The 20,924-nt window shown below is 70.4% G+C and carries 24 protein-coding genes; 15 read left to right on the top strand and 9 right to left on the bottom strand.

All coding sequences use genetic code 11. The features are described 5' to 3' along the window. Positions 1-14: 14 nt before the first annotated feature. The gene (locus M1M07_RS04140; protein WP_248673359.1) at positions 15-1,292 is read left to right on the top strand and encodes a LuxR C-terminal-related transcriptional regulator; all 1,278 of its coding nucleotides are present in this window, start codon (positions 15-17) and stop codon (positions 1,290-1,292) included. 20 nt (positions 1,293-1,312) lie between these two features. On the opposite strand, the gene M1M07_RS04135 is transcribed toward M1M07_RS04140, so the two are convergent. Beyond that, complete coding sequence (locus M1M07_RS04135; RefSeq protein ID WP_197254381.1) at positions 1,313-1,627, bottom strand: WhiB family transcriptional regulator; 315 nt, start codon at positions 1,625-1,627, stop codon at positions 1,313-1,315. 201 nt (positions 1,628-1,828) lie between these two features. Between M1M07_RS04135 and M1M07_RS04130 the strand changes: the two genes are divergently transcribed. From M1M07_RS04130 to M1M07_RS04115, 4 genes are all read left to right on the top strand, one after another. Further along, entirely contained in the window at positions 1,829-2,914 is a 1,086-nt protein-coding gene (locus M1M07_RS04130) for an S-(hydroxymethyl)mycothiol dehydrogenase (RefSeq protein WP_197255324.1), read from the top strand. Further along, positions 2,911-3,546 carry an MBL fold metallo-hydrolase gene (locus M1M07_RS04125; RefSeq protein WP_248673358.1) on the top strand — a complete coding sequence of 212 codons (636 nt, stop codon included), beginning with the start codon at positions 2,911-2,913 and terminating at the stop codon, positions 3,544-3,546. Before M1M07_RS04130 ends, M1M07_RS04125 begins: the two co-directional genes overlap by 4 nt. A gap of 68 nt (positions 3,547-3,614) precedes the next feature. Then, positions 3,615-3,965, top strand: coding sequence for a zinc ribbon domain-containing protein YjdM (locus M1M07_RS04120; protein ID WP_197255328.1), 351 nt, complete (start codon positions 3,615-3,617; stop codon positions 3,963-3,965). A gap of 23 nt (positions 3,966-3,988) precedes the next feature. Continuing rightward, a complete protein-coding gene (locus tag M1M07_RS04115) occupies positions 3,989-5,008 on the top strand; it encodes a GTP-binding protein (RefSeq protein WP_248673357.1) in 1,020 nt (339 codons plus the stop codon). Positions 5,009-5,026: 18 nt separating this feature from the next. Here the strand turns inward: M1M07_RS04115 and M1M07_RS04110 are convergent, their stop codons facing one another. From M1M07_RS04110 to glp, 4 genes are all read right to left on the bottom strand, one after another. Next, on the bottom strand, positions 5,027-6,487 hold the full coding sequence (locus tag M1M07_RS04110) for a DEAD/DEAH box helicase (RefSeq protein ID WP_248673356.1): 1,461 nt from the start codon (positions 6,485-6,487) through the stop codon (positions 5,027-5,029). 207 nt (positions 6,488-6,694) lie between these two features. Further along, the gene (locus M1M07_RS04105; RefSeq protein WP_197255332.1) at positions 6,695-7,108 is read right to left on the bottom strand and encodes a molybdenum cofactor biosynthesis protein MoaE; all 414 of its coding nucleotides are present in this window, start codon (positions 7,106-7,108) and stop codon (positions 6,695-6,697) included. Next, positions 7,101-8,075 carry a bifunctional molybdenum cofactor biosynthesis protein MoaC/MoaB gene (moaCB, locus tag M1M07_RS04100; RefSeq protein ID WP_248673355.1) on the bottom strand — a complete coding sequence of 325 codons (975 nt, stop codon included), beginning with the start codon at positions 8,073-8,075 and terminating at the stop codon, positions 7,101-7,103. The genes M1M07_RS04105 and moaCB overlap by 8 nt, the downstream gene beginning before the upstream one ends. Further along, on the bottom strand, positions 8,072-9,277 hold the full coding sequence (gene glp / locus M1M07_RS04095; protein WP_248673354.1) for a gephyrin-like molybdotransferase Glp: 1,206 nt from the start codon (positions 9,275-9,277) through the stop codon (positions 8,072-8,074). The genes moaCB and glp overlap by 4 nt, the downstream gene beginning before the upstream one ends. A 160-nt stretch (positions 9,278-9,437) precedes the next feature. On the opposite strand from glp, the gene moaA reads away from it, so the two are divergent. Together moaA and M1M07_RS04085 are read left to right on the top strand one after the other, a co-directional pair. After that, the gene (gene moaA, locus M1M07_RS04090) at positions 9,438-10,496 is read left to right on the top strand and encodes a GTP 3',8-cyclase MoaA (RefSeq protein ID WP_197255335.1); all 1,059 of its coding nucleotides are present in this window, start codon (positions 9,438-9,440) and stop codon (positions 10,494-10,496) included. Continuing rightward, entirely contained in the window at positions 10,489-10,761 is a 273-nt protein-coding gene (locus M1M07_RS04085; RefSeq protein WP_197255337.1) for a MoaD/ThiS family protein, read from the top strand. Before moaA ends, M1M07_RS04085 begins: the two co-directional genes overlap by 8 nt. A gap of 9 nt (positions 10,762-10,770) precedes the next feature. Here the strand turns inward: M1M07_RS04085 and M1M07_RS04080 are convergent, their stop codons facing one another. Next, complete coding sequence (locus M1M07_RS04080) at positions 10,771-11,559, bottom strand: SDR family oxidoreductase (protein WP_248673353.1); 789 nt, start codon at positions 11,557-11,559, stop codon at positions 10,771-10,773. 32 nt (positions 11,560-11,591) lie between these two features. Continuing rightward, positions 11,592-12,431 (bottom strand): ammonia-dependent NAD(+) synthetase, encoded by an 840-nt coding sequence (gene nadE, locus M1M07_RS04075; protein WP_197255348.1) that lies wholly within the window; start codon positions 12,429-12,431, stop codon positions 11,592-11,594. 40 nt (positions 12,432-12,471) lie between these two features. On the opposite strand from nadE, the gene M1M07_RS04070 reads away from it, so the two are divergent. Next, entirely contained in the window at positions 12,472-13,278 is an 807-nt protein-coding gene (locus M1M07_RS04070; RefSeq protein ID WP_197255350.1) for a fructosamine kinase family protein, read from the top strand. Beyond that, positions 13,275-13,823, top strand: a complete 549-nt coding sequence (locus M1M07_RS04065) for a nucleosidase (RefSeq protein ID WP_197255352.1) — start codon at positions 13,275-13,277, stop codon at positions 13,821-13,823. Before M1M07_RS04070 ends, M1M07_RS04065 begins: the two co-directional genes overlap by 4 nt. A 4-nt stretch (positions 13,824-13,827) precedes the next feature. Here M1M07_RS04065 and M1M07_RS04060 read toward each other — a convergent pair whose 3' ends face one another. Together M1M07_RS04060 and M1M07_RS04055 are read right to left on the bottom strand one after the other, a co-directional pair. Then, complete coding sequence (locus M1M07_RS04060) at positions 13,828-14,628, bottom strand: META domain-containing protein (RefSeq protein ID WP_197255354.1); 801 nt, start codon at positions 14,626-14,628, stop codon at positions 13,828-13,830. After that, positions 14,625-15,263: a TetR/AcrR family transcriptional regulator gene (locus M1M07_RS04055; protein WP_197255356.1), complete on the bottom strand. Its 639-nt coding sequence runs from the start codon at positions 15,261-15,263 to the stop codon at positions 14,625-14,627. Before M1M07_RS04055 ends, M1M07_RS04060 begins: the two co-directional genes overlap by 4 nt. Before the next feature lie 100 nt (positions 15,264-15,363). Between M1M07_RS04055 and M1M07_RS04050 the strand changes: the two genes are divergently transcribed. The 6 genes from M1M07_RS04050 (at position 15,364) to nrdI (ending at position 20,840) form a co-directional block, all read left to right on the top strand. Further along, on the top strand, positions 15,364-15,927 hold the full coding sequence (locus M1M07_RS04050; protein ID WP_197255359.1) for an NADPH-dependent FMN reductase: 564 nt from the start codon (positions 15,364-15,366) through the stop codon (positions 15,925-15,927). A 137-nt stretch (positions 15,928-16,064) separates the two neighbouring features. Beyond that, positions 16,065-16,616: a (2Fe-2S)-binding protein gene (locus M1M07_RS04045; RefSeq protein ID WP_197255361.1), complete on the top strand. Its 552-nt coding sequence runs from the start codon at positions 16,065-16,067 to the stop codon at positions 16,614-16,616. Then, the gene (locus tag M1M07_RS04040) at positions 16,613-17,614 is read left to right on the top strand and encodes a xanthine dehydrogenase family protein subunit M (RefSeq protein WP_197255363.1); all 1,002 of its coding nucleotides are present in this window, start codon (positions 16,613-16,615) and stop codon (positions 17,612-17,614) included. The genes M1M07_RS04045 and M1M07_RS04040 overlap by 4 nt, the downstream gene beginning before the upstream one ends. 11 nt (positions 17,615-17,625) lie before the next feature. Further along, complete coding sequence (locus M1M07_RS04035) at positions 17,626-19,698, top strand: xanthine dehydrogenase family protein molybdopterin-binding subunit (RefSeq protein WP_248673380.1); 2,073 nt, start codon at positions 17,626-17,628, stop codon at positions 19,696-19,698. A gap of 358 nt (positions 19,699-20,056) precedes the next feature. Continuing rightward, a complete protein-coding gene (locus M1M07_RS04030) occupies positions 20,057-20,287 on the top strand; it encodes a redoxin NrdH (RefSeq protein WP_197255364.1) in 231 nt (76 codons plus the stop codon). Positions 20,288-20,393: 106 nt separating this feature from the next. Continuing rightward, complete coding sequence (nrdI, locus tag M1M07_RS04025) at positions 20,394-20,840, top strand: class Ib ribonucleoside-diphosphate reductase assembly flavoprotein NrdI (protein ID WP_197255366.1); 447 nt, start codon at positions 20,394-20,396, stop codon at positions 20,838-20,840. The last annotated feature ends 84 nt before the right edge of the window (positions 20,841-20,924 follow it).

Below are 20,924 nucleotides of genomic sequence, written 5' to 3'. Positions count from 1 at the left end.
GATATCGTGGGGCGGTGAGCACGACGAACCCCGAAGCCGGCCCCCTGATCACCGCGCTGCGCGACGTGCTGGTCGGCCCGCTCACCGACATCGGCCAGCGCTTCTCGGCGCTGCTCACCGATCTCGTTGCGCACGACGCGCTCGTCGTCTTCACCCGGGAATGCACGGGCCGGCCCCGGAAGGTCGCGGGCGACCCCGCCGTAGTGGACCGGGTGACGATCGCCGAACTCGACCGTGTCCGAAGCGAACTCGTCGCCGGTCAGATCAGACGCGGCCCCGCCGTGATCGGCGGCCGCAGCCGGGAGGTGTGCGCGATCCTCGACCGCACCGACACGCTGCTCGTGCTCGTGCCGCGCGGATCATGGCCGCCGGCGCAACGATTCGAACTCGTCCGGGCGTTGTTCACCGTCGTCGCGACCGGGATCCAGCTCCAGGTACAGGAAGCGAGCCCGGCCTATCTCGCCGAGTCGCGCGCGGCGTCCACGGAACGGGCACGCACGGTCGCCGAACTCACCGAGGCGCATGCGGTGACACTCGAGACGATCCTGGCGACGCTCCGGTCGAACGATCTCGACGACACCCGCGCTCGCACGACCGCCCGGGAGACGGCGACGAACGCGCTGATCGGACTTCGCTCGGCGGTGGATCGTCACCGCGAGTTCGCGGAGGAGGCCGTAACCACCGCGTTCGCCAGAATGCACGGTGAACTGCGCGGGCTGGTTCGGCACCGGCCGTTGACGCTGGAGATGGTCGAACCCTCGGCGCACGGTCGCGGGATGCCCGGTGAGGTCGCGCACGCGGCACGGGCCGTCGCACGCGGCGCGGTACTCGCGCTCGCGGAACAGCCCGGGGTCACGCGGATCCGGGTGGCGTGGCACTGCGACGGTGAGAGCCTGTCCATCGACATCCGCGACGACGGAGACGGCCGGCTCGACGCCGCCGAACTCGGGCGCCAGCTCCGTGATCGGGTCGAAACCCTCGGTGGCAGTATCGAATCCGAGGCGACACCCGGCTGGGGTTGCCGGGTCGCGGCACGGCTGCCGCTGGATCTGGCGGCGCCCTCGCCGGGCGGTCCGGCTCTCGACGCACTCGCCGAACTCGGTCCGCGTGAGGTCGAGGTGCTCGAACACCTCGTCGCGGGCCGACGGAACAAGGCGATCGCCGAACGGCTCGGCGTCAGCGAGTCGACCGTGAAATTCCATGTGGCGAGCGTGCTCAGGAAACTCGGGGCCGGCAGCCGTGGCGAGGCTGCGGCGCTCGGCGCGGAGGCGGGGGTCAAAGCCGCGCTGTAGGGCCGCGTACGGCGGAACGGTCAGCGGTGCAAGGCAGTCCAGCGCCGCGCGCGGCCGGCCGCGTTGGTGCGGGCCCGGCGTTCGGTTTCGGACAGGCCACCCCACACGCCGTAGGGCTCGCCGACGGACAGGGCGTGCTCGCGGCACATCTCCAGTACGGGGCATCCGGCGCAGACGAGCTTGGCGCGCAGTTCGCGCTGTTCGCGGGCGTGTCCGCGTTCGCCGTCGGGGTGGAAGAACGCCGACGACTCGAATCCGCGGCAGGCCGCGTCGCGTTGCCAGTCCCACACGTCGGTGTGGGGGCGGGGGAGGGTCACCGTGTTGACGATCGACATTGCACTCCTCGGGGCCGGGGGCGAACGTGAATCCGACGTTAGCCGAACTTAGAACCGTGCACAACACCACTTAGGTATTTTTGAGGACAAAGTTCGATCTGGTCTTTCGAGTAGGTCGATCAGTCCGTTCGATCAGGTACGCGGGCGGTCCGGGCTGGATACGGTGGGCAGGATCGATCCACAGCAGAAGGAGACACCGTCATGCCGCAGACAGTTCGGGGCGTCGTTGCTCGCGCGAAGGGTGCACCCGTCGAGGTCGTGCCCATCGTGATCCCGGATCCGGGACCGGGCGAGGTCGTCGTCGCGGTGGCCGCGTGCGGGGTGTGCCACACCGACCTGCACTACCGGGAGGGCGGCATCAACGACGAATTCCCGTTCCTGCTCGGCCACGAGGCCGCCGGCGTCGTCGAATCGGTCGGCGAGGGTGTCGAGTCCGTCGCGGTCGGCGACTTCGTCGTCCTGAACTGGCGGGCGGTGTGCGGGCAGTGCCGCGCCTGTAAGCGCGGTCAGCCGCAGTACTGCTTCGACACGTTCAACGCGACGCAGAAGATGACCCTCGAGGACGGCACCGAGCTGACCCCGGCGCTGGGCATCGGCGCCTTCGCCGACAAGACCCTCGTGCACGCCGGACAGTGCACCAAGGTCGATCCGACCGCGGACCCGGCCGTCGTGGGCCTGCTCGGCTGCGGCGTGATGGCCGGTCTCGGCGCGGCGGTGAACACCGGCGGGGTCACCCGCGGCCAGTCCGTCGCCGTGATCGGTTGCGGCGGGGTCGGCGACGCCGCGATCATGGGCGCCCGCCTGGCCGGTGCCGGCACGATCATCGCCGTCGACCGCGACGACAAGAAGCTCGAGTGGGCCACCGACCTCGGCGCCACTCACACGATCAACTCCACCTCGGTCGATGCCGTCGAGGCGATCCAGGAACTGACCGGCGGCTTCGGCGCGGACGTCGTCATCGACGCCGTGGGCCGCCCGGAAACCTGGAAGCAGGCGTTCTACGCCCGCGACCTGGCCGGCACCGTCGTGTTGGTCGGCGTCCCGACCCCGGACATGACCCTCGAGATGCCGCTGATCGACTTCTTCTCCCGCGGCGGCTCGCTCAAGTCCTCCTGGTACGGCGACTGCCTGCCCGAGCGGGACTTCCCGACCTACGTCGACCTCTACCAGCAGGGCCGGTTGCCGCTCGAGAAGTTCGTCACCGAGCGCATCGGCATCGACGACGTGGAGAAGGCGTTCGAGACCATGCACCGCGGTGAGGTGCTGCGTTCGGTGGTGGTCCTGTGAGCGTCACGCCGATCCGCGTCGACCGGGTCGTCACCTCGGGCACGTTCGCGCTCGACGGTGGCGAGTGGCAGGTCGACAACAACATCTGGCTCGTCGGCAACGACGACGAGGTCGTGGTCATCGACGCCGCGCACACCGCGCAGCCGATCGTCGACGCGGTCGCGGGCCGGAAGGTCGTGGCGATCGTGTGCACGCACGCCCACAACGACCACATCACCGTCGCCCCGGAGCTGTCCGAGCGGCTCGACGCGCCGATCCTGCTCAACCCGGCCGACGACGTGCTGTGGGAGATGACCCATCCGGGCGTCGCGCACGGCACGCTCGAGGACGGGCAGCGGATCGCGGTCGCCGGCACCGAGATCCAGGCGATCGCGACGCCGGGACATTCGCCCGGCTCGACCTGCCTGTATCTGCCGGAGGCGGGGGAGCTGTTCACCGGCGACACGCTGTTCTCCGGTGGTCCCGGTGCGACGGGCCGGTCGTTCTCGGATTTCCCGACGATCATCGGCTCGATCCGCGACAAACTGTTCGCGCTGCCTGCCGAGACGGTCGTGCACACCGGGCACGGTGACGGCACCACGATCGGTACCGAATCCCCGCACCTGGAGGAGTGGATCCGGGCCGGATCCTGACGATACGGGCGGTGCGTCCGCCGGTCGGCCCTCGCAGCCGGACGGACGCACCGCCGTATGATGTCCGGATGGACGAGACCCTGCCGCCGTGCCCCGAATGTTCCTGCGAGTACACCTACGAGATGGGGTCGTTGCTCGTGTGCCCGGAGTGCGCGCACGAGTGGGCGCGTACGTCCGAGTCGGCGGAGGACACCGCCGACGGCGTGATCCGGGACGCGGTGGGCAACGTGCTGGCCGACGGTGACACCGTCACGGTGGTCAAGACCCTGAAGGTCAAGGGCAGCGCCACGGGGATCAAGGCGGGCACCAAGGTCCGCAACATCCGCCTGGTGAACGGCGTGGACGGGCACGACATCGACTGCAAGGTCGACGGATTCGGACCCATGCAGCTCAAGTCGAGCGTGGTCCGAAAGGCCTGACCCGGCGCCGTTACGCTCGATCCATGGCGAACAAGAAGATTCCCGTCATCGTGGTGGCGGGCTTCCTCGGCTCCGGGAAGACGACGCTGCTCAACCACCTGCTGCGCAATACCCGGGGCGCGCGCATCGGCGTGATCGTCAACGACTTCGGTTCCGTCAACATCGATTCGATGATGGTCGCGGGTCAGGTCGACTCGATGGTCTCGCTCAGCAACGGCTGCCTGTGCTGCGCCGTCGACGTCAGCGACATGGACGCGATGCTCGACAAGCTCGCCCACCGGTCCTCGGATCTCGACGTCATCGTCGTCGAGGCGAGCGGTCTGGCCGAGCCGCGCAACATGATCCGGCTCGTCACCGGATCGGCGAACGAGTACATCACGTACGGGGGACTGGTTCTGGTCGTCGATGCCGCCGAGTTCGACGACGCCTGCGCCCGCCATCCCGAACTGGAACAGCACGTTGCACTCGCAGATCTGTTGCTGCTCAACAAGACCGACCGCATCGACGCGGACGCGCACGACGAACTGCTGGGGCGGCTGTGCGCGCTGAACCGGCGCGCGGCGGTCGTCTCCACCGAGCATTCCCGGATGGATCCGGGCCTGTTGTTCGACATCCCGGACCGTCCGGAACCGCAGCCGGGGGAGCAGTTCACCCTCGACAGCCTGCTCTACGACGAGCACGAGGGTGAACACACGCACCTGCACGACGGATACGACGCCGTCACGTTCACGTCGGCGAAGCCGCTGCATCCGCGGCTGTTCGTGGACTTCCTCGAGGCGCAACCGGCCGGGGTGTTCCGCATCAAGGGATACGTGCACGTGGCCGCGGGCCTGCGCAGCCGCGCCTACCTGGTGCACACCGTCGGCGACTACATCAGGTTCGAACCGGCCCGGAAAGGTGAGGCGCCCGCGACCACCGAACTCGTCGTGATCGGCGCCGACCTCGACGCCGATTCGGTGCGCGAGCGGCTGGAGGGTTGCGTTCCGGTGGAACCGGTGTCGGCGGACGCGATGTACGCCGTCCACCGGTTCACGCCACGCTGACCCGGTCTGCGAAAAAGGTTACCGCGCAGCCGAATTGCGCTGCGCGCGACGCCGGCCCGCGCCCTGACCCGAACCGGCCTGGCCGGACCGGCTCTGTCCGGATCCGCCCTGACGCGTGCCGGTGCCCTGACGCGTGCCGGTGCCCTGGCGGGTGCCGGAGCCCTGACGCGACGTGGCGCCCTGACGCGTACCACCCTGACGCGATCCACCCTGACGGGAACCTTCGCCGTGACGTGCGCCTCCGCGACGACCCTGACCGCCCGAGCGCTGCGGCCGCGACGGGGCCGCAGCCGCCTTCGGAGCCGGCGGCACGTGCGGTGCGACCTCGCCGACGAGCTTCAGCACGTGCTCCGAGTCCGCGGTCACGCGGATCGGCGACACCGTGATCGCGGCCTTGCGCATGATGACCTGAAGGTCCTTGCGCTGGTCCGGAAGTACGACCGTCACCACGTCACCGGTGCTGCCGGCGCGCGCCGTGCGGCCGGACCGGTGCAGGTACGCCTTGTGCTCGGCCGGCGGATCGACGTGCACGACCAGCTCGACGTCGTCGACGTGCACACCGCGCGCCGCAACGTCGGTCGCGACCAGCACCCGCGCCTCACCCGACGCGAACGCCGCGAGGTTCCGGTCGCGGGCGTTCTGCGACAGGTTGCCGTGCAGATCCACGGCCGGGATACCCGACTCGGTGAGCTGGCGGGCCAGTTTGCGGGCCTGATGCTTGGTGCGCATGAACAGGATCCGGCGTCCGGTCCCCGACGCGAGGGTCCGCACCAGTGCCTTCTTCGAGTCGACGCTGTCGACGTCGAACACGTGGTGGGTCATCGCCGCCACCGGCGAATGGGCCTCGTCGACCGAGTGCATCACCGGGTCGTGCAGGAAGCGCTTGACGAGCTTGTCGACACCGTTGTCCAGGGTCGCGGAGAACAGCAGCCGCTGACCGTTCTGCGGGGTCGCGTCTAGGATCCGGGTGACGCCGGGCAGGAACCCGAGATCGGCCATGTGATCGGCCTCGTCGAGCACGGTGATCTCGACTGCGTCGAGCGTGACGAAGCCCTGACGCATCAGGTCCTCGAGGCGACCCGGGCACGCGATGACGATGTCGACGCCGCGGCGCAGCGCCTCGACCTGCCGGTTCTGGGACACGCCACCGAAAATGGTGGTGACGCGCAGGCCCGTGGTGTGGGCGAGCGGCTCGACCGTCGCGGCGATCTGGGTCGCCAGTTCGCGGGTCGGAGCCAGCACGAGACCGCGCGGCCGTCCCGCCGCGCGCGACGAACCGCCGGCGAGGCGGGCGGTCAGCGGAATCGAGAACGCGAGGGTCTTGCCGCTGCCGGTGCGGCCGCGACCGAGGACGTCGCGTCCGGCCAGAGTGTCGGGGAGGGTGTCGACCTGGATCGGGAACGGCGCGGTGATGCCGTTGTCGCCGAGGGTCGCGACGAGCGTCCTCGGGACACCGAGATCGGAAAAGGATGTGGTCAAGGTACGGCGCTGCCTTTCGATGCGGCGTGTGTGCACGCGACCGGAAGTTCCGGTGGTGTGCGGTGGATCGCCGCGAGGAAGGCCGATGCTGCATTGCGTGCGGGCCGGGCACGATCCCGGGCCGCCGGTATCCCACGACGGTGAGTGTCGTCGTGACACTCGAACCGGGTCAGCCTACCGCATGTTCAGGACGCCGCCGGACGCGTCTCAGAGTCCGACCCACTCCGACGCGCCGTCGGTGAACGCCTGGCGCTTCCAGATCGGCACTTCCCGTTTGATGCGTTCGACCAGTTCCGCGCAGGTGGCGAACGCTTCCGCGCGGTGCGGGGCCGCGACCGCCGCGACGAGCGCGAGGTCCCCGATGGTGAGATGGCCCACTCGGTGCACCGCGGCGACCGGCAGACCCGATTCGGCGGCCACCTGTTCGCAGCAGTTGCGCAGGAAGGTCTCCGCGTCCGGGTGCGCCTGGTACTCCAGTGCGGTCACGGCCTGCCCGCCGTCGTGGTTGCGGACGACGCCGGTGAACACGACGACGGCTCCGTGCTCGGGTCCGGCGACCGCGGCATCCACCGCTGCCGGGTCGAGCGGCTCCGACGAAATCCGTGCCAGCAGTTCACTCATGAGCTCCGCCTCCCGAAACCTGCGCCAGAAGATGATCGAGGATCGGTTCGAGCGCGGCCAGTCCGTCCTTGACCCCGCCCGGCGACCCGGGCATGTTCACCACCACGGTACGGCCGACCAGTCCGGCGACCCCGCGCGAGAGCACCGCGTGCGGGGTGACGTCGAGACCGCGGCGACGGATCGCGTCGGCGACGCCGGGCAGTTCCCGATCGAGCACGGCCAGTGTCGCTTCCGGGGTCGCATCGGTCGGGGACGCGCCGGTGCCGCCGGTGGTCAGCACCAGGGCGGGCGCACCGGTGAGCGCGTCGGCCAGTCCCTCGGCGATCCGCGCGTCCGGGTACACGAGGGGTCCGCGCACCGCGAATCCGCGCTCGCTCAGCCACCGGACGATGACCGGTCCGGTGGTGTCCTCGCGGGTGCCGGCCGCGACCCCGGTCGACGACACCAGCACCACCGCCGAACGTTCCTGTGGCACCGCAGAATCCGCAACGGGTGACTCGTCGCGGGTCCAGTGTCCGCGCTTGCCGCCCTCCTTCGAGATCAGCCGCACCCCGTTCATCACGGCCGCGGGGTCGACGGCCTTGACCATGTCGTGCAGGGTCAGTCCCGCGACCGCGACCGCGGTCAGCGCTTCCATCTCGACACCGGTGGGTCCCTTCGTCTTCGCGGTCGCCTCCACGGTGATCGACGTGTCGGTGAATCCGAACGACACCTTCACCGACGACAACGCCAGCTGGTGGCACAGCGGGATGAGTTCCCAAGTGCGTTTGGCGGCAGCGATTCCCGCTATGCGCGCGGTCGCGAGGACGTCGGCCTTGGGCATGTCGTCGGCCCGTACCAGCGACACCACCTCGGGGGTGGTGACCAGCTCACCTGCGGCGACCGCGACCCGGGTGGTGTCGGCCTTGGCGGAGACGTCGACCATGCGGGCCCGGCCCTGGTCGTCGAGATGACTCAGATCGCTCACAGCGGAAGTACTTTCACGAGATCTCCGGCGCGGAGGGAGGTGGTGTCGGCCGCGACGTCGAGCAGCGCGTCGGCGCCCGACATCCCGGCGATGAGGTGTGATCCGGGTCCGGACACGACGGTCACGCCGTCACCGTCGCGGCGGGCCCGGAAGAACTGGCGCTTACCCGCCACCGAGGTCAGATCGGCGGTGAGCGGCAGCGTCAGCGGCTCGATCGCGGGCAGTCCCGCGGCGGCGCGCAGCAGCGGCCGGGTGAACACCTCGAACGAGATCAGCGCGCTGACGGGATTGCCGGGGAACGCCAGAACCGGAATCCCGTCGACGACCGCGGTGCCCTGTGGACCGCCGGGCTGCATCGCCACCGACACGAACTCGCCGCCGCGGGGACCGAGCACGTCCTTGACGACCTCGAAGTCGCCCTTGGAGACGCCACCGGAGGTGATCACGACTTCGGCGACGTCCGCGGCGTGCGTGAGCTTCAGGGCGAATTCCTCGGCGTCGTCGTCGCTGTGGTCGACGGACACGACCTCGGCTCCGTTGGCGAGCGCGCTGGCCGCGAGCGCCGGCCCGTTGGAGTTGAAGATCTTGCCCGGACCGAGATCGGTGCCGCCGAAGACGAGTTCGCTGCCGGTGGAGATCACCGCGACCCGAGGCAGGGCGCGCACCGGAACCTCGGTCATGCCGACCGCGGCGAGCGCGGCGATGTGCCGGGGCGCGAGGACCTGTCCGGCCGGGAGCAGTTCGGCGCCGGCGGCGATGTCGCTGCCGCGTTCGCGCACATAGGTGCCGGCCGTGACGGACCGGTGCACGGTGACGGTGGCCGGTTGCCCGTCGGTGGAGCTGTTGTCGGTGGTGTCCTCGACGGGGACGACGGCGTCCGCGCCCTCGGGGATCGGAGCGCCGGTCATGATCTTCCGCGCGGTGCCCGCCTCGTGGACGGACATCCCGGCACCGGCGGCGAGCACTCCGCGCACCGGCAGCGTCACCGGCACGGTCGCGACCGCGGCGGCGTCGACGGCGTAGCCGTCCATCTGGGAGTTGCGGAAGGCGGGCAGATCGATGGGTGCGAGGATCGGTTCGGCCAGCACCCGGTTCAGGGCCCGGGCGAGCGGCACCTTCACCGTCGGCCTCGTTCGCAGCGGCGCCAAGAGCGCCGCGACGTGCTCCACGTGTTCCTCCACGGACCGCCTGCCGCCTGTCATGCCCGCAATCCTAGGCACACCGCGCGCGGAGACCGTTGCGGTAGGCCGTGCGACGCGCAGGAGGGGACCCCGGACAGCCTCCGGCGACCGGCCGGGGGAGGTGTCTTCCGCCGCGAATCGGACGGGAGCGGCATACTGGCGTCATGACGGCGGTGATCCGATGACGACGATCGATGTGGGGATTCCGTCCGTGCGAGTCGCCACGGACGACGTGTCCGATCGTCCCGACACACCGGAACTGGTGGACCGCTTCGGTCGCGTGGCCCGCGACCTGCGCGTGTCGATCACGGAGAAGTGCTCCCTGCGCTGCACGTACTGCATGCCGGAAGAGGGGTTGCCCGCGATTCCGCGCGAGAACCTGCTCACCGCGGCGGAGATCGTCCGGCTCGTCGGGATCGGGGTCCACCTGCTCGGCATCGAGGAGGTCCGCTTCACCGGCGGCGAACCGCTCATGCGCCGCGACCTCGAGGAGATCATCGCCGGATGCGCCGAGGTCGCGCCGGGCACTCCGCTGGCCGTGACCACGAACGCGGTCGGGCTCGCGCATCGCGCGGCGGGGCTGGCGGCGGCCGGTCTGACCCGCGTGAACATCTCCCTCGACACCGTCGACCGCGACCACTTCGCGCGGCTGACCCGCCGCGACCGCCTCGATTCGGTGCTCGCCGGCATCCGCGCCGCCAACAGCGCCGGATTCACGCGGGTGAAGATCAACGCGGTGCTCATGCCCGACACGCTCGCCGGCGCCGCCGACCTGCTGCAGTGGTGCCTCGACGAGCAGGTCGAACTGCGGTTCATCGAGGAGATGCCGCTCGACGCCGACCACGCGTGGGCGCGGGAGAACATGGTCACCGCGCAGCGGCTGCTCGACGTCCTCGGGGAACGGTTCGAGCTCACCGAGACCGGCCGGGAGGATCCGTCCGCTCCCGCGGAACGGTGGCTGGTGAACGGCGGTCCCGCCACGGTCGGCATCATCGCCTCGGTGACCCGGTCGTTCTGCTCGGACTGCGACCGCACCCGCCTCACGTCCGAGGGCACGGTGCGGTCCTGCCTGTTCAGCGACACCGAGACCGATCTGCGGGCGGCGTTGCGCGGCGGTGCGAGCGACGAGGAGCTTGCCGCGGTGTGGCGCGGCGCGATGTGGAACAAGTGGGCCGGGCACGGCATCGACGCGGCGGATTTCGCCCCGCCGCAACGCAGTATGGGAGCTATCGGTGGGTGATCAGGTGACCGGCATCGAGGTGCGGTACTTCGCGGCGGCCGTCGACGCGGCGGGCCGGGAGAAGGAAACCGTCGAGCTGGCGTCGCCGGCGGATCTGGGTGCGTTGAAGGCGGCGTTGATCGAGCGGCACGGCCCGGACATGGAACGGGTCCTGAAGGTGGCCGCATTCCTCGTCGGATCGGGTCCGGACGCCGAGCTCACCCGCGACCTCGCCCGCCCCGCCGGGGAGCGCGTCGACGTGCTGCCCCCGTTCGCCGGGGGATAACCCACCCGGTCAGCCGGCGGTCCGCTCCGCGAGCCACTGCGTGAAGGTGATCGTGCCGTCCCGGTGGTCGGGGACGAGGTTCTCCCCGGCACGCCAGAAGCGTCCGAGACCACCGGGCAGCCGGATCGGCGCCACCACCCCGCGGACGCCGGCCGCGCGCTTCCACTCCCGCACGAGGTCGTGCATCGGCAGGATCTCCGGACCTCCCACGATCTGCGGGACGCCCGCCCGGCCGGGTTCGTCCGGCGGAGCGTCCGCGGCGTCGGCGAGCGCGCGGGCGACGTCCCGGACGTCGATGGGCTGGAACGCGGTGTCGGTGAACGCGGGTAGCAGCCCGACCCGCGCGGCCGGGCCGCACAGCATCGGCACGAAGCTGTGGAACTGCGTGGCCCGCACGATCCGGGTGTCGAGGCCGGAGTCCCGGTAGCGCCGTTCCTGCTCGCTCTTGGCCCGGTAGTAGGCCAGCGGACCGCGATCGACGTTCACGATCGACAGCAGCACCATCCGCGTCACGTGCGCGGCGCCGGCCGCGGCGAGCAGATTCGCCGCGCCGGTCGTCAGCACGGGCCGCGCCCGCCGCGATTTGCCGTCGGTGGTGTCGACCACGACCTCGACGCCGGTGAGCGCCTCGGCCAGCCCCGACCCGGAGATCAGGTCGGCAGGGGCCGGTTGCGCACCCGCGATCGGGCTGCCGCCGCGCCGGCTGAGCACCCGCACGTCGTGGCCGCGGCCGAGCAGTTCCGCCACCACCGCCGCGCCTGCCTCGCCGGTGCCACCGGCCACCAGTACCGTCGCCATCGTTCCCTCCCGTCGGGCGGGTGCGGGACCCGTCAGCGCCACCAGGTGTCGTACGGCGTGACCGGGACGGTGCGCTTGTGCCGGGTCTTGAGGAAGACCTCCTCGACCTTGGCGGCCAGTTCGTCGGTGACGGGCTTGCCCTCGAGGTAGTCGTCGATCTCGTTGTAGGTCATGCCGAGCGCCGCCTCGTCCGGCAGTGCCGGACGGTCGTCCTCGAGGTCGGCGGTGGGAACCTTCTTCCACGTGCTGTCCGGCGCGCCGAGTTCACGCAGGAGTTCCGCGCCCTGACGCTTGGTCAGGCCCGTCAACGGCGTGAGATCGACACCGCCGTCGCCGAACTTGGTGAAGAAGCCGGTGACGGCCTCCGCGGCGTGGTCGGTGCCGACGACGAGATAGCCGAGTTCCCCGGCGATCGCGTACTGCAGCATCATCCGCTCGCGGGCCTTGATGTTGCCGCGCACGAAGTCGCGCAGCCGGATCCCCTCACCGAAGATCTCCGCCATCGCCTCGCCGGCTTCGGCGGCGCTCGCGTCGGCCCCGGGCTTGACGTTGACCCGCAGCGACCGGTCCGGCCGGATGAAGTCGAGCGCGATCTGCGCGTCGTGTTCGTCGGCCTGCTCACCGTAGGGCAGGCGAACGGCGACGAACTCGACGTCGTAGTGTTCGGCGCGCAGTTCCTCGACGGCGAGCTGTGTCAGCCGGCCGGCCAGCGTGCTGTCCTGGCCACCGCTGATGCCGAGGACGAATCCTTTGGCGAACGTGCTGCGCAGGTAGTCTTTGAGGAAGTCCACCCGCAGTCGGATCTCGGCCTGCGGGTCGATCGTCGGCTTGACGCCGAGTTCTTCGATGATCTGGGCGCGAAGAGTCGTCATTCGCAAAACCCTAGCGGTGTCGTTGCGGCGCCGCGCGCCTATGTCCGGCACACCGGGCAGACTCGGTGCGGTGAACAGCGACCGTGTCTTTCGCAAACACGATCCGGGTGCGCACCCGGACTTCTACCGCGCCGAGGCGGCCGGTCTGGAATGGCTCGCGCGGGCCGGGCTGCGGGTGCCGCGGGTGCACCGCGTCGACGCCCGGTCCATCGAACTCGAGCGGATCACCGAGACCGCGCCGGATGCGGCGGCGGCCCGGGAGTTCGGGGCACGCCTGGCGATCGCGCACGATGCCGGCGCCGACGGGTTCGGTTGCGCGCCCGACGGATTCGACGGCCAGATCTTCATCGGCCGTCGACCGATGAGCAGCACGGTGCACGCGGGCTGGGGCGAGTTCTACGCGATGGAACGCGTCCTGCCCTTCGTCGGGATCGCGGTCGAGGCCGGCCACGTGACCGCGCGGCAGCTGCCCGACATCGAGCGGGCGTGCGCGCTCGTCGCGTCCGGGGCCTTCGACGACGACGAACCGCCCGCCCGGCTGCACGGCGACCTGTGGAACGGCAACGTGCTGTGGTCGCCCGACGGGGTGGTGGTCATCGATCCCGCGGCACACGGCGGGCACCGCGAAACCGATCTCGCGATGCTCGCGCTGTTCGGCTGCCCGTACCTGGACGACGTGCTCGCCGGTTACGACTCCGCGCATCCGCTGCGACCCGGGTGGCGCGAGCGGGTGCCGCTGCACCAGCTGCATCCGCTGGCGGTGCACGCCGCAGGATACGGTTCCGGATACGGGCGAGCGCTGCACCGGGCGGCGCTCGCGACCCTCGACATCGGAGAACGCACGTGAACGGGATTCTTGTCGTCGCCGCCACCAAGAGCGAGGCCGCCCATGTGCCGAAGCGCTTCGAGACCGTGATCACGGACATCGGGAAGGTCGCGGCGGCGGTCGCGGTGACCGAGGCGCTGGCCGCGTATCCGCGGGACGCGCGGCCGCTGGTCGTCAACATCGGAACCGCCGGTGCGCTGCATTCGCACCACGGCGGCCTGTACGTGCCGTCGACGGTGATCAACCACGACATCAGCAGCGAGATCCTGCGCAGCCTCGGACATCCCGTGCAGGACGTGCTCGAGCTGCCCGACGGCGACGGCACGGTGCTGGCCACCGGGGACGCGTTCGTCTCCGACGCCGAGGTGCGCGACGCGCTCGCGACCCGCGCCGATCTCGTCGACATGGAGGGGTTCGCGATCGCGTTCGCTGCCGCCCGCATGGGCGCGCGGTGCCGGCTCGTGAAGCACGTCAGCGATCACGCCGACGAGTCCGCGCTGGACTGGCCGGCGCAGGTCGACGAGAGCGCCCGGATTCTCGCGACCTGGCTGGCCGACCGGTACTGAGCCGCTACCGGGCGGTGAAGCCGAGCCCGTCCACGCCGTTGGGGGCGGTGATCCGCATCGTGGCGGCGTCGATCTCGTAGACGGTCTCGCCGGCCAGCACCGCCAGCACGTGGTTCTCGACGGCGGCCACCTCCGGGTCCGGGCACGCCATGCGGGTCGTGGCGAGCGGCCCGAACGTCAAGGTGCCGTCGCCGATCTGCGCGGTGCCGGTGAACTGATTGCATCCGGTGCTGCCGCTGACCGACCCGTCCTCGTCGACGAGCAGGCTGGGCGCGGACCGCTCGAGCGCCACCGACGTGACGGTCGCGTCCGGGGTGTACATCGTGGTGGCGACCCATTCGGTGCCGGTCAGCGGCCGGTCCGGATCGACGACCTTCTTGTCGGTGAGCGAGACGGTCACCGCGTCGCCGGTGAGGGTGAGCACGTCGCCGTCGACGGACCACTGTGGATCGGCGTCGAACAGTCCGGTCAGCCACGCGTCGGCGCCGTCCTTCGGGGGCGGGCAGGCCATCATCGTGCTCGCCAGCCGATCGGTGCGCAGCACCCCGTCCGCGAGATCGACCTCGCCGACCGCACGGTTGCATCCGGCGGTGGCCGCGATCCGGCCCGGCTCCGGGAATTCGACGACGAGCGGACCCTCGCCCGGGATCGGGGTGCCGGTGACTTCGGTGGAGACGAACGTGCGGCCGATCAGGGCGGCGGGGTCCGTTGCGGACGATGTGGCGTCGGCGCCCTCGTCGCTGCTGCAGGCGGTCGCGACGACGGTGAGAGCAAGTGCGGCAAGAACTCCGAAGGTGCGGCTCATGCCGTCACAGTACGGTCCGGATCGTCCGAATCGGGGGAGGCTGCGACGCGGCGCACCAGATCGGACCAGTTGTCGGAGAGCCGGTCGAGGCTGTAGCCGAGGTTGCGCCACTGGTGCAGCACGAGGGTCGCCTCGAGGGAAGCGCACAGGGAGTGCGCCAGCAGAGGCACGTCGCCGCCGACGTCCGCGGCCCGCAGCAGCGTCTCGATGTGGGTGCGGGTGACCGCCCGGGCGGGTGCGTCGAACCGATTGGAACTGGACGCCTCCGCCGCGCGCAGCAACTCGCCCTGCACCTCGACGAGGGCGATCCGGGCCCGGCCGAACGCGATCAGCCGGTCGACGGGATCGGCGCCGGGGCCCAGCGGCGGGGGACCGGTCATGAACGCTTCCTGGAATTCGCGTTCGGTGTGGTCGAGCAGCGCCTGCATCAGGCCGCCGCGCGATCCGAAACGGCGGAACACGGTGCCCTTGCCGACCCCGGCCCGGGCCGCGACGGCTTCCATCGTCACGGCATCGACACCGCGTTCGCTCACCAGGAGGGTCGCGGCGTCGAGGAGAAGGCGCCGGTTGCGGGCGGCATCGCATCGCTCGGCGGTGTGCTCGTCGTCCGCCCGGGGCAGGGGGATGGTGTTCACGTCATCACAATAGCCGCCCCGGGAATGAAAGTGGACCGCGGTCCGTTTATGCTTGTCGTGGGTAACCGGCCCACCCCTGGATCAAAACGAAGGATGACCCATGTCCCAGACGCGCATTCTCGCTCTCGTCGGCAGCCTCCGCTCCGCCTCCGTCAACCGTAAGCTCGCCGAGGCCGCCGCCGAACTCGCACCCGAGGGCGCCGAGGTCGTCATCTACGAAGGCCTGGCCGACGTTCCCTTCTACAACGAGGACATCGACGGCGAGAACGCCCCGGCCGCGGCGGTCGCGCTGCGTGAAGCCGGTGCCGCCGCCGACGCCGTCGTGCTGTTCACCCCCGAATACAACGGCACCATCCCGGCCGTGCTGAAGAACGCCATCGACTGGCTGTCGCGCCCCTACGGCTCCGGCGCCATCGCCGGCAAGCCCGTCGCGGTCGTGAGCGCCTCCCCGAGCAGCAACGCCGCCAAGTGGGCGCTCGAGGACACCGTCAAGTCCGTCGGCATCGCCGGCGGCAAGGTCGTCGAGGGCGGCTCGCTGTCCGTCGGCGGCACCATCGGCAAGTTCGGTGAGGCGCACCCGAAGGAGCACGCCGAGACCGTCGGCCAGCTCACCGAGGTTCTCGTCAACCTTCTCGCCGCCGAGAAGGCCCTCGTCGACGCCTGACATCTCCGTCGCACTTCACAGGCCCCCGCATCGCATCCGCGATGTCGGGGGCCTGCGTCGTCCGGTACCGCGCCGAGCCGGGTTTCCGGCCCCGAATCGGGGGAACTCCATCCGAAGACACACGGATCGGAGGGAACATGTCGAACGGCGCGGACCACCCGGAGACCGGCGACCACTGGCACACCGTCACCCTGCGCGTCGACGGACACGAACGGCGCATCGTCGTGGACGTGCGCACCACCCTGCTCGACGCCCTGCGCGACCGCATCGGCTGCATGTCCCCGAAGAAGGGTTGCGATCACGGCCAGTGCGGTTCGTGCACGGTCCTGCTCGACTCCCGCCGCGTCGTGACCTGCCTGGCCCTCGCCGTCTCGCACGACGGCGCCGACATCGTCACCGCCGCCGGACTCGCCGAACGGCCGAGACATCCGCTGCACGACGCGTTCGTCGACCACGACGCGTTCCAGTGCGGCTACTGCACCCCCGGCCAGATCTGTTCGGCGACAGGCATGCTCGCCGAGTTCGACCGCGGCGACCCCAGTGCCGTCACCTCTCCGGGCGGTTCACCCGAGCTCGACGACGCCGAGATCCGGGAGCGGCTGAGCGGCAACCTGTGCCGCTGCGCCGCCTATCCCAACATCGTCGCCGCGGTGCGCAGCGTCGCCGCGAACCGGGAGGCCAGGCCGTGAGACCACTGCAGTACCTCCGGCCGGAGAATCCCGAGGCAGCGGTCGCCGCCATGCACTCCGCGCCCGGCGGCGCGTACCTCGCCGGCGGGACGAACCTCGTCGACCACCTCAAACTCGGCGTCACCGCCCCCGATCTGCTCGTCGACATCTCCCGCCTGCCGCTCGACGGGATCGAACCGACCGCCGACGGGGGAGTGCGGATCGGCGCGACCGTCTCCAACACCGACCTCGCGGTGCATCCCACCCTCCGCGACCTCTATCCCGGACTGTCGCAGGCCCTTCTCTCCGGTGCCTCCGCGCAGATCCGCAACGCCGCCACCGTCGGCGGCAATCTGCTCCAGCGCACCCGCTGCGTGTACTTCCGGGACCCGACCACCCCGTGCAACAAACGAGACCCCGGCAGCGGCTGCGCGGCCCTCGGCGGATTCAACCGCCAGCACGCGGTCCTCGGCGGCTCCGACCGGTGCGTGGCGACCCACCCGTCCGACATGGCCGTGGCGATGGTCGCGCTCGACGCGGTCGTCGTGGTGCTGGGCACGACAGGGGAGCGGCACATCCCGCTCGAGGAGTTCTACCGGCTGCCCGGGGACGACCCGCAGAGCGACACCGTTCTCGACCACGACGATCTCGTCGTCGCGGTGGAGCTTCCCCCGCCGCAGAACGCGGTCGCCTGCTATCGGAAGGTGCGCGACCGGGCGTCGTACGCGTTCGCGCTGGTGTCCGTCGCCGCGGACCTCACCGTCTCGGCCGGCACCGTCACCGGCTGCCGTCTCGCCTACGGCGGCGTCGCAACCCGGCCGTGGCGCGCCCACCGCGCCGAGGAGGTCGTGCTCGGCCACGCACCCGACGACACGACGTTCGCCGCGGCCGCCGACGCCGAACTCGCCGACGCCCGGCCCCTCGACGGCAACGCCTTCAAGGTGCCGCTGCTGCGCCGCACCACCGTGGCGGTGCTGCGCGACCTCACTGCACGAGCGACCCGGGAGGAACGATCGTGACCGCATCGCACATGGCGATCGGAACCTCGACGCCGCGCGTCGACGGCCCGCAGAAGGTCGCGGGCACAGCGCCGTACGCATACGAACATCCCGTCGATCATCCGGCCTACCTGGTTCCGCTGACCGCGGCCGTCGCCCGCGGGACGATCCGGGCCATCGACACCGACGCCGCGCTGGCCGTACCCGGGGTCCTCACCGTGCTCACCCCGCAGAACGCACCCCGGCTCGTCGAACCTGCCCGCGGCGAGCATCGCGTGCTGCAGAGCTTCGAGGTCGCGTTCCGCGGGCAGATCGTCGCCGCCGTCGTCGCCGAGACACCCGAGGTCGCACAGGAGGCGTGCGACCTGATCGCCGTCGAGTACGACGAACAGCCCCACGACGTCGTGTTCCGGGCGGACCACCCCGACCGCTACACGCCGGAGAAGGTCAACGGCGGATTCCCGCCGGACACCGCGCGCGGAGACGTCGACAACGCCCTCGCCCATGCGGACGTGGTCGTCGACGAAACCTATTCCACCCCCGAGGAACACAACAATCCGCTCGAGCCGCACACCGCGGTCGCGGTGTGGGCCGACGACCGGCTCACCGTCTACGACTCCACCCAGCACCCGCACGGAGTCGCCGCGGCGCTCGCGTCCGCACTGGGCATCGAGCAGGAGCGGATCCGGGTGGTCGCGCCCTACGTCGGCGGCGGATTCGGGTCGAAGGGCGGCCCGCACGCCCACGACGTGCTCACCGCGATGGCCGCGCGGAAACTGCCCGGCCGCGCGGTGAAGTTCGCGGTGCCGCGCCGCGACATGTTCGGCTACGTCGGCTACCGCGCTCCGACCGTATCGCGGGTGCGCCTGGGCGCCGACCACGACGGCCGCTTGGTCGCGGTCTCTCACGACAGCGTCGTGCAGTCCTCCCACGTCGACGAATTCGTCGAGCAGGCCGCGGTTCCCGCCCGCACCATGTACGCCACCGGCAACCTGCGCACCACCCACCGCGCCGTCCCCCTCGACGTACCGGCACCGTTCTGGATGCGCGCCCCCGGGGAGGCGCCGGGAATGTTCGCGCTCGAGGTCGCGCTCGACGAACTCGCACACCGCTGCGGCGTGGACCCGATCGAGCTGCGCATCCGCAACGAACCCGAAATCGATCCCGAGTCCGGGAAGCCGTGGTCGTCGCGACGTCTGGTCGAGTGCCTGCGCGAAGGCGCCCGCCGGTTCGGGTGGAACCCCGACGATCGCGAACCCGGGATCCGGCGCGACGGTCGCTGGCTGGTCGGGACCGGGGTCGCCTCCGCGACCTACCCGCACATGGTCGCCCCGGGTTCGGAGGTCACCGTCCGACACCTCGGTGAGGGCCGGTACTCGGTGCGCACCGGCGCCGCCGACATCGGGACCGGCGCCTGGACGGCACTGACCCTCGTTGCCGCCGATGCGCTCGGCTGCCGTCCTGAGGACGTGGACGTCGAGATCGGCGACACCGCACTGCCGAACGCGACGGTCGCGGGCGGGTCGTCCGGCACGTCGTCGTGGGGGAGCGCGATCGTCGCGGCGGCGGACGAGTTCCACAAGCGGTTCGGCGGCGACCCCGAGCCGGGCGCCGAGGCGAGTGCGACCGCGGGCAAGGCTCCGGAACTCGAGCACTACAGCATCCACTCGTACGGCGCGCACTTCGCGGAGGTGCGGGTCGACGTGGACACCGGCGAGATCCGGGTCCCCCGGATGTTCGGGATGTTCTCGGTGGGGCGGGTGGTCAATCCGCGCACCGCCCGCTCGCAGTTCATCGGCGGCATGAGCTTCGGGATCTCGATGGCGCTGTTCGAGGAGAGCCACCGCGACGCCCGGCTGGGCCACATCGTCAACCACGATCTCGCCGAATACCTGATTCCGACCCACGCCGACATCGGCGACGTCGATGCCGCATGGCTCGACGAGGACGATCGGCGCGCCACCCCGATGGGCTCGCGCGGCACGGGGGAGATCGGCATCGTCGGCAGCGCCGCCGCGGTGGTCAACGCGGTCTGGCATGCGACGGGGACGAGGGTGCGAGCACTGCCCGTGCGGCTCGACGATCTGCTGCCGGCACTGCCCTAGAAGAACGCCTCGCGCGACGCCCACGGAACGTGTCGGTGGGCTGCGCCACACTGTCCTCGGACGCGCCTCGCGGTGTGGTCGAACGCACACCCCGACGGACGGCGCGCGACACGCCGGAAGGGGGTGGAAAACGCCCAGGTCGGACATGCGCGACCTGGGAATACCAAGAATGTAGTTCACAACATCCTGGGTTTGGTGAATCTGTCTGCCACAAGGTGTAGTGTCTAGACCGCTGGAAGGCCACAACATCACCGGTCCCTCTGGGGAAGAAGGATCGACTCGATTCGACGGCCGTTCGAGCACCACGCAGCAGTCAGTCGCCAGGCCGTTTCGGCCCGTTGGAACAAAAGGGGCTCCTATGAACATCACCGTCTACACCAAGCCTGCTTGCGTCCAGTGCAATGCCACCTACCGTGCCCTCGACAAGGCCGGTATCGAGTACGACGTCGTCGACATCTCCGAGAACCCGGAGGCTCGTGACTACGTGATGGCCCTGGGTTACCTCCAGGCGCCCGTTGTCGTCGCCGGTGACGACCACTGGTCGGGTTTCCGTCCCGATCGCATCAAGCAGCTCGCGGTCGCGGCCTGATGTTCCCCGGTGCCGCCTCCGGCGGCACCGGCACAACCCCTTGTGTGTGAAGGACCGGGTGTGTGGGGCCGGTCCTTCCGAGCGAGCGAGCAGATGGTGAGTACCGATGAGTTCAGCACCCACAGGAACGCGCCTCGTGTACTTCTCGAGTGCGTCGGAGAACACCCATCGATTCGTCGAGCGGCTCGGGTTGCCGGCGCACCGGATCCCGCTGCACGACCGTGACGGCTCGTTCGAGGTGCACGAGCCGTACGTCCTGATCGTGCCGACCTACGGAGGCGGCACCACCGTGACCGGACGGGACACGAGCTTCGTTCCCAAACAGGTCATCCGATTCCTCAACAACGAACACAACCGCGCACTGATCCGGGGCGTCATCGCCGCGGGGAACACCAACTTCGGCGAGTCGTATTGCTTTGCAGGCGATATCGTTTCGCGAAAGTGCAAGGTTCCGTACCTCTATCGATTCGAACTGATGGGAACCGCCGAGGACGTCGAACGCGTCCGGGCGGGACTCGCGCAGTTCTGGGATCGGTCACTGCAGACCGCCTAGCCGCCCCGCGTGGTCTCCACGCCTCGAACGACCGCGAACCGGCAAGCCGGGTGCGCGGCCGCAGACGTAACTCGCCGTTACCCG

This window comes from Rhodococcus sp. HM1, from assembly GCF_023218075.1.
Taxonomy (GTDB): Bacteria; Actinomycetota; Actinomycetes; order Mycobacteriales; family Mycobacteriaceae; genus Rhodococcus.
The sequence above is the reverse complement of the archived record's forward strand: the minus strand, read 5'-3'. Positions and strand labels throughout refer to the sequence as shown.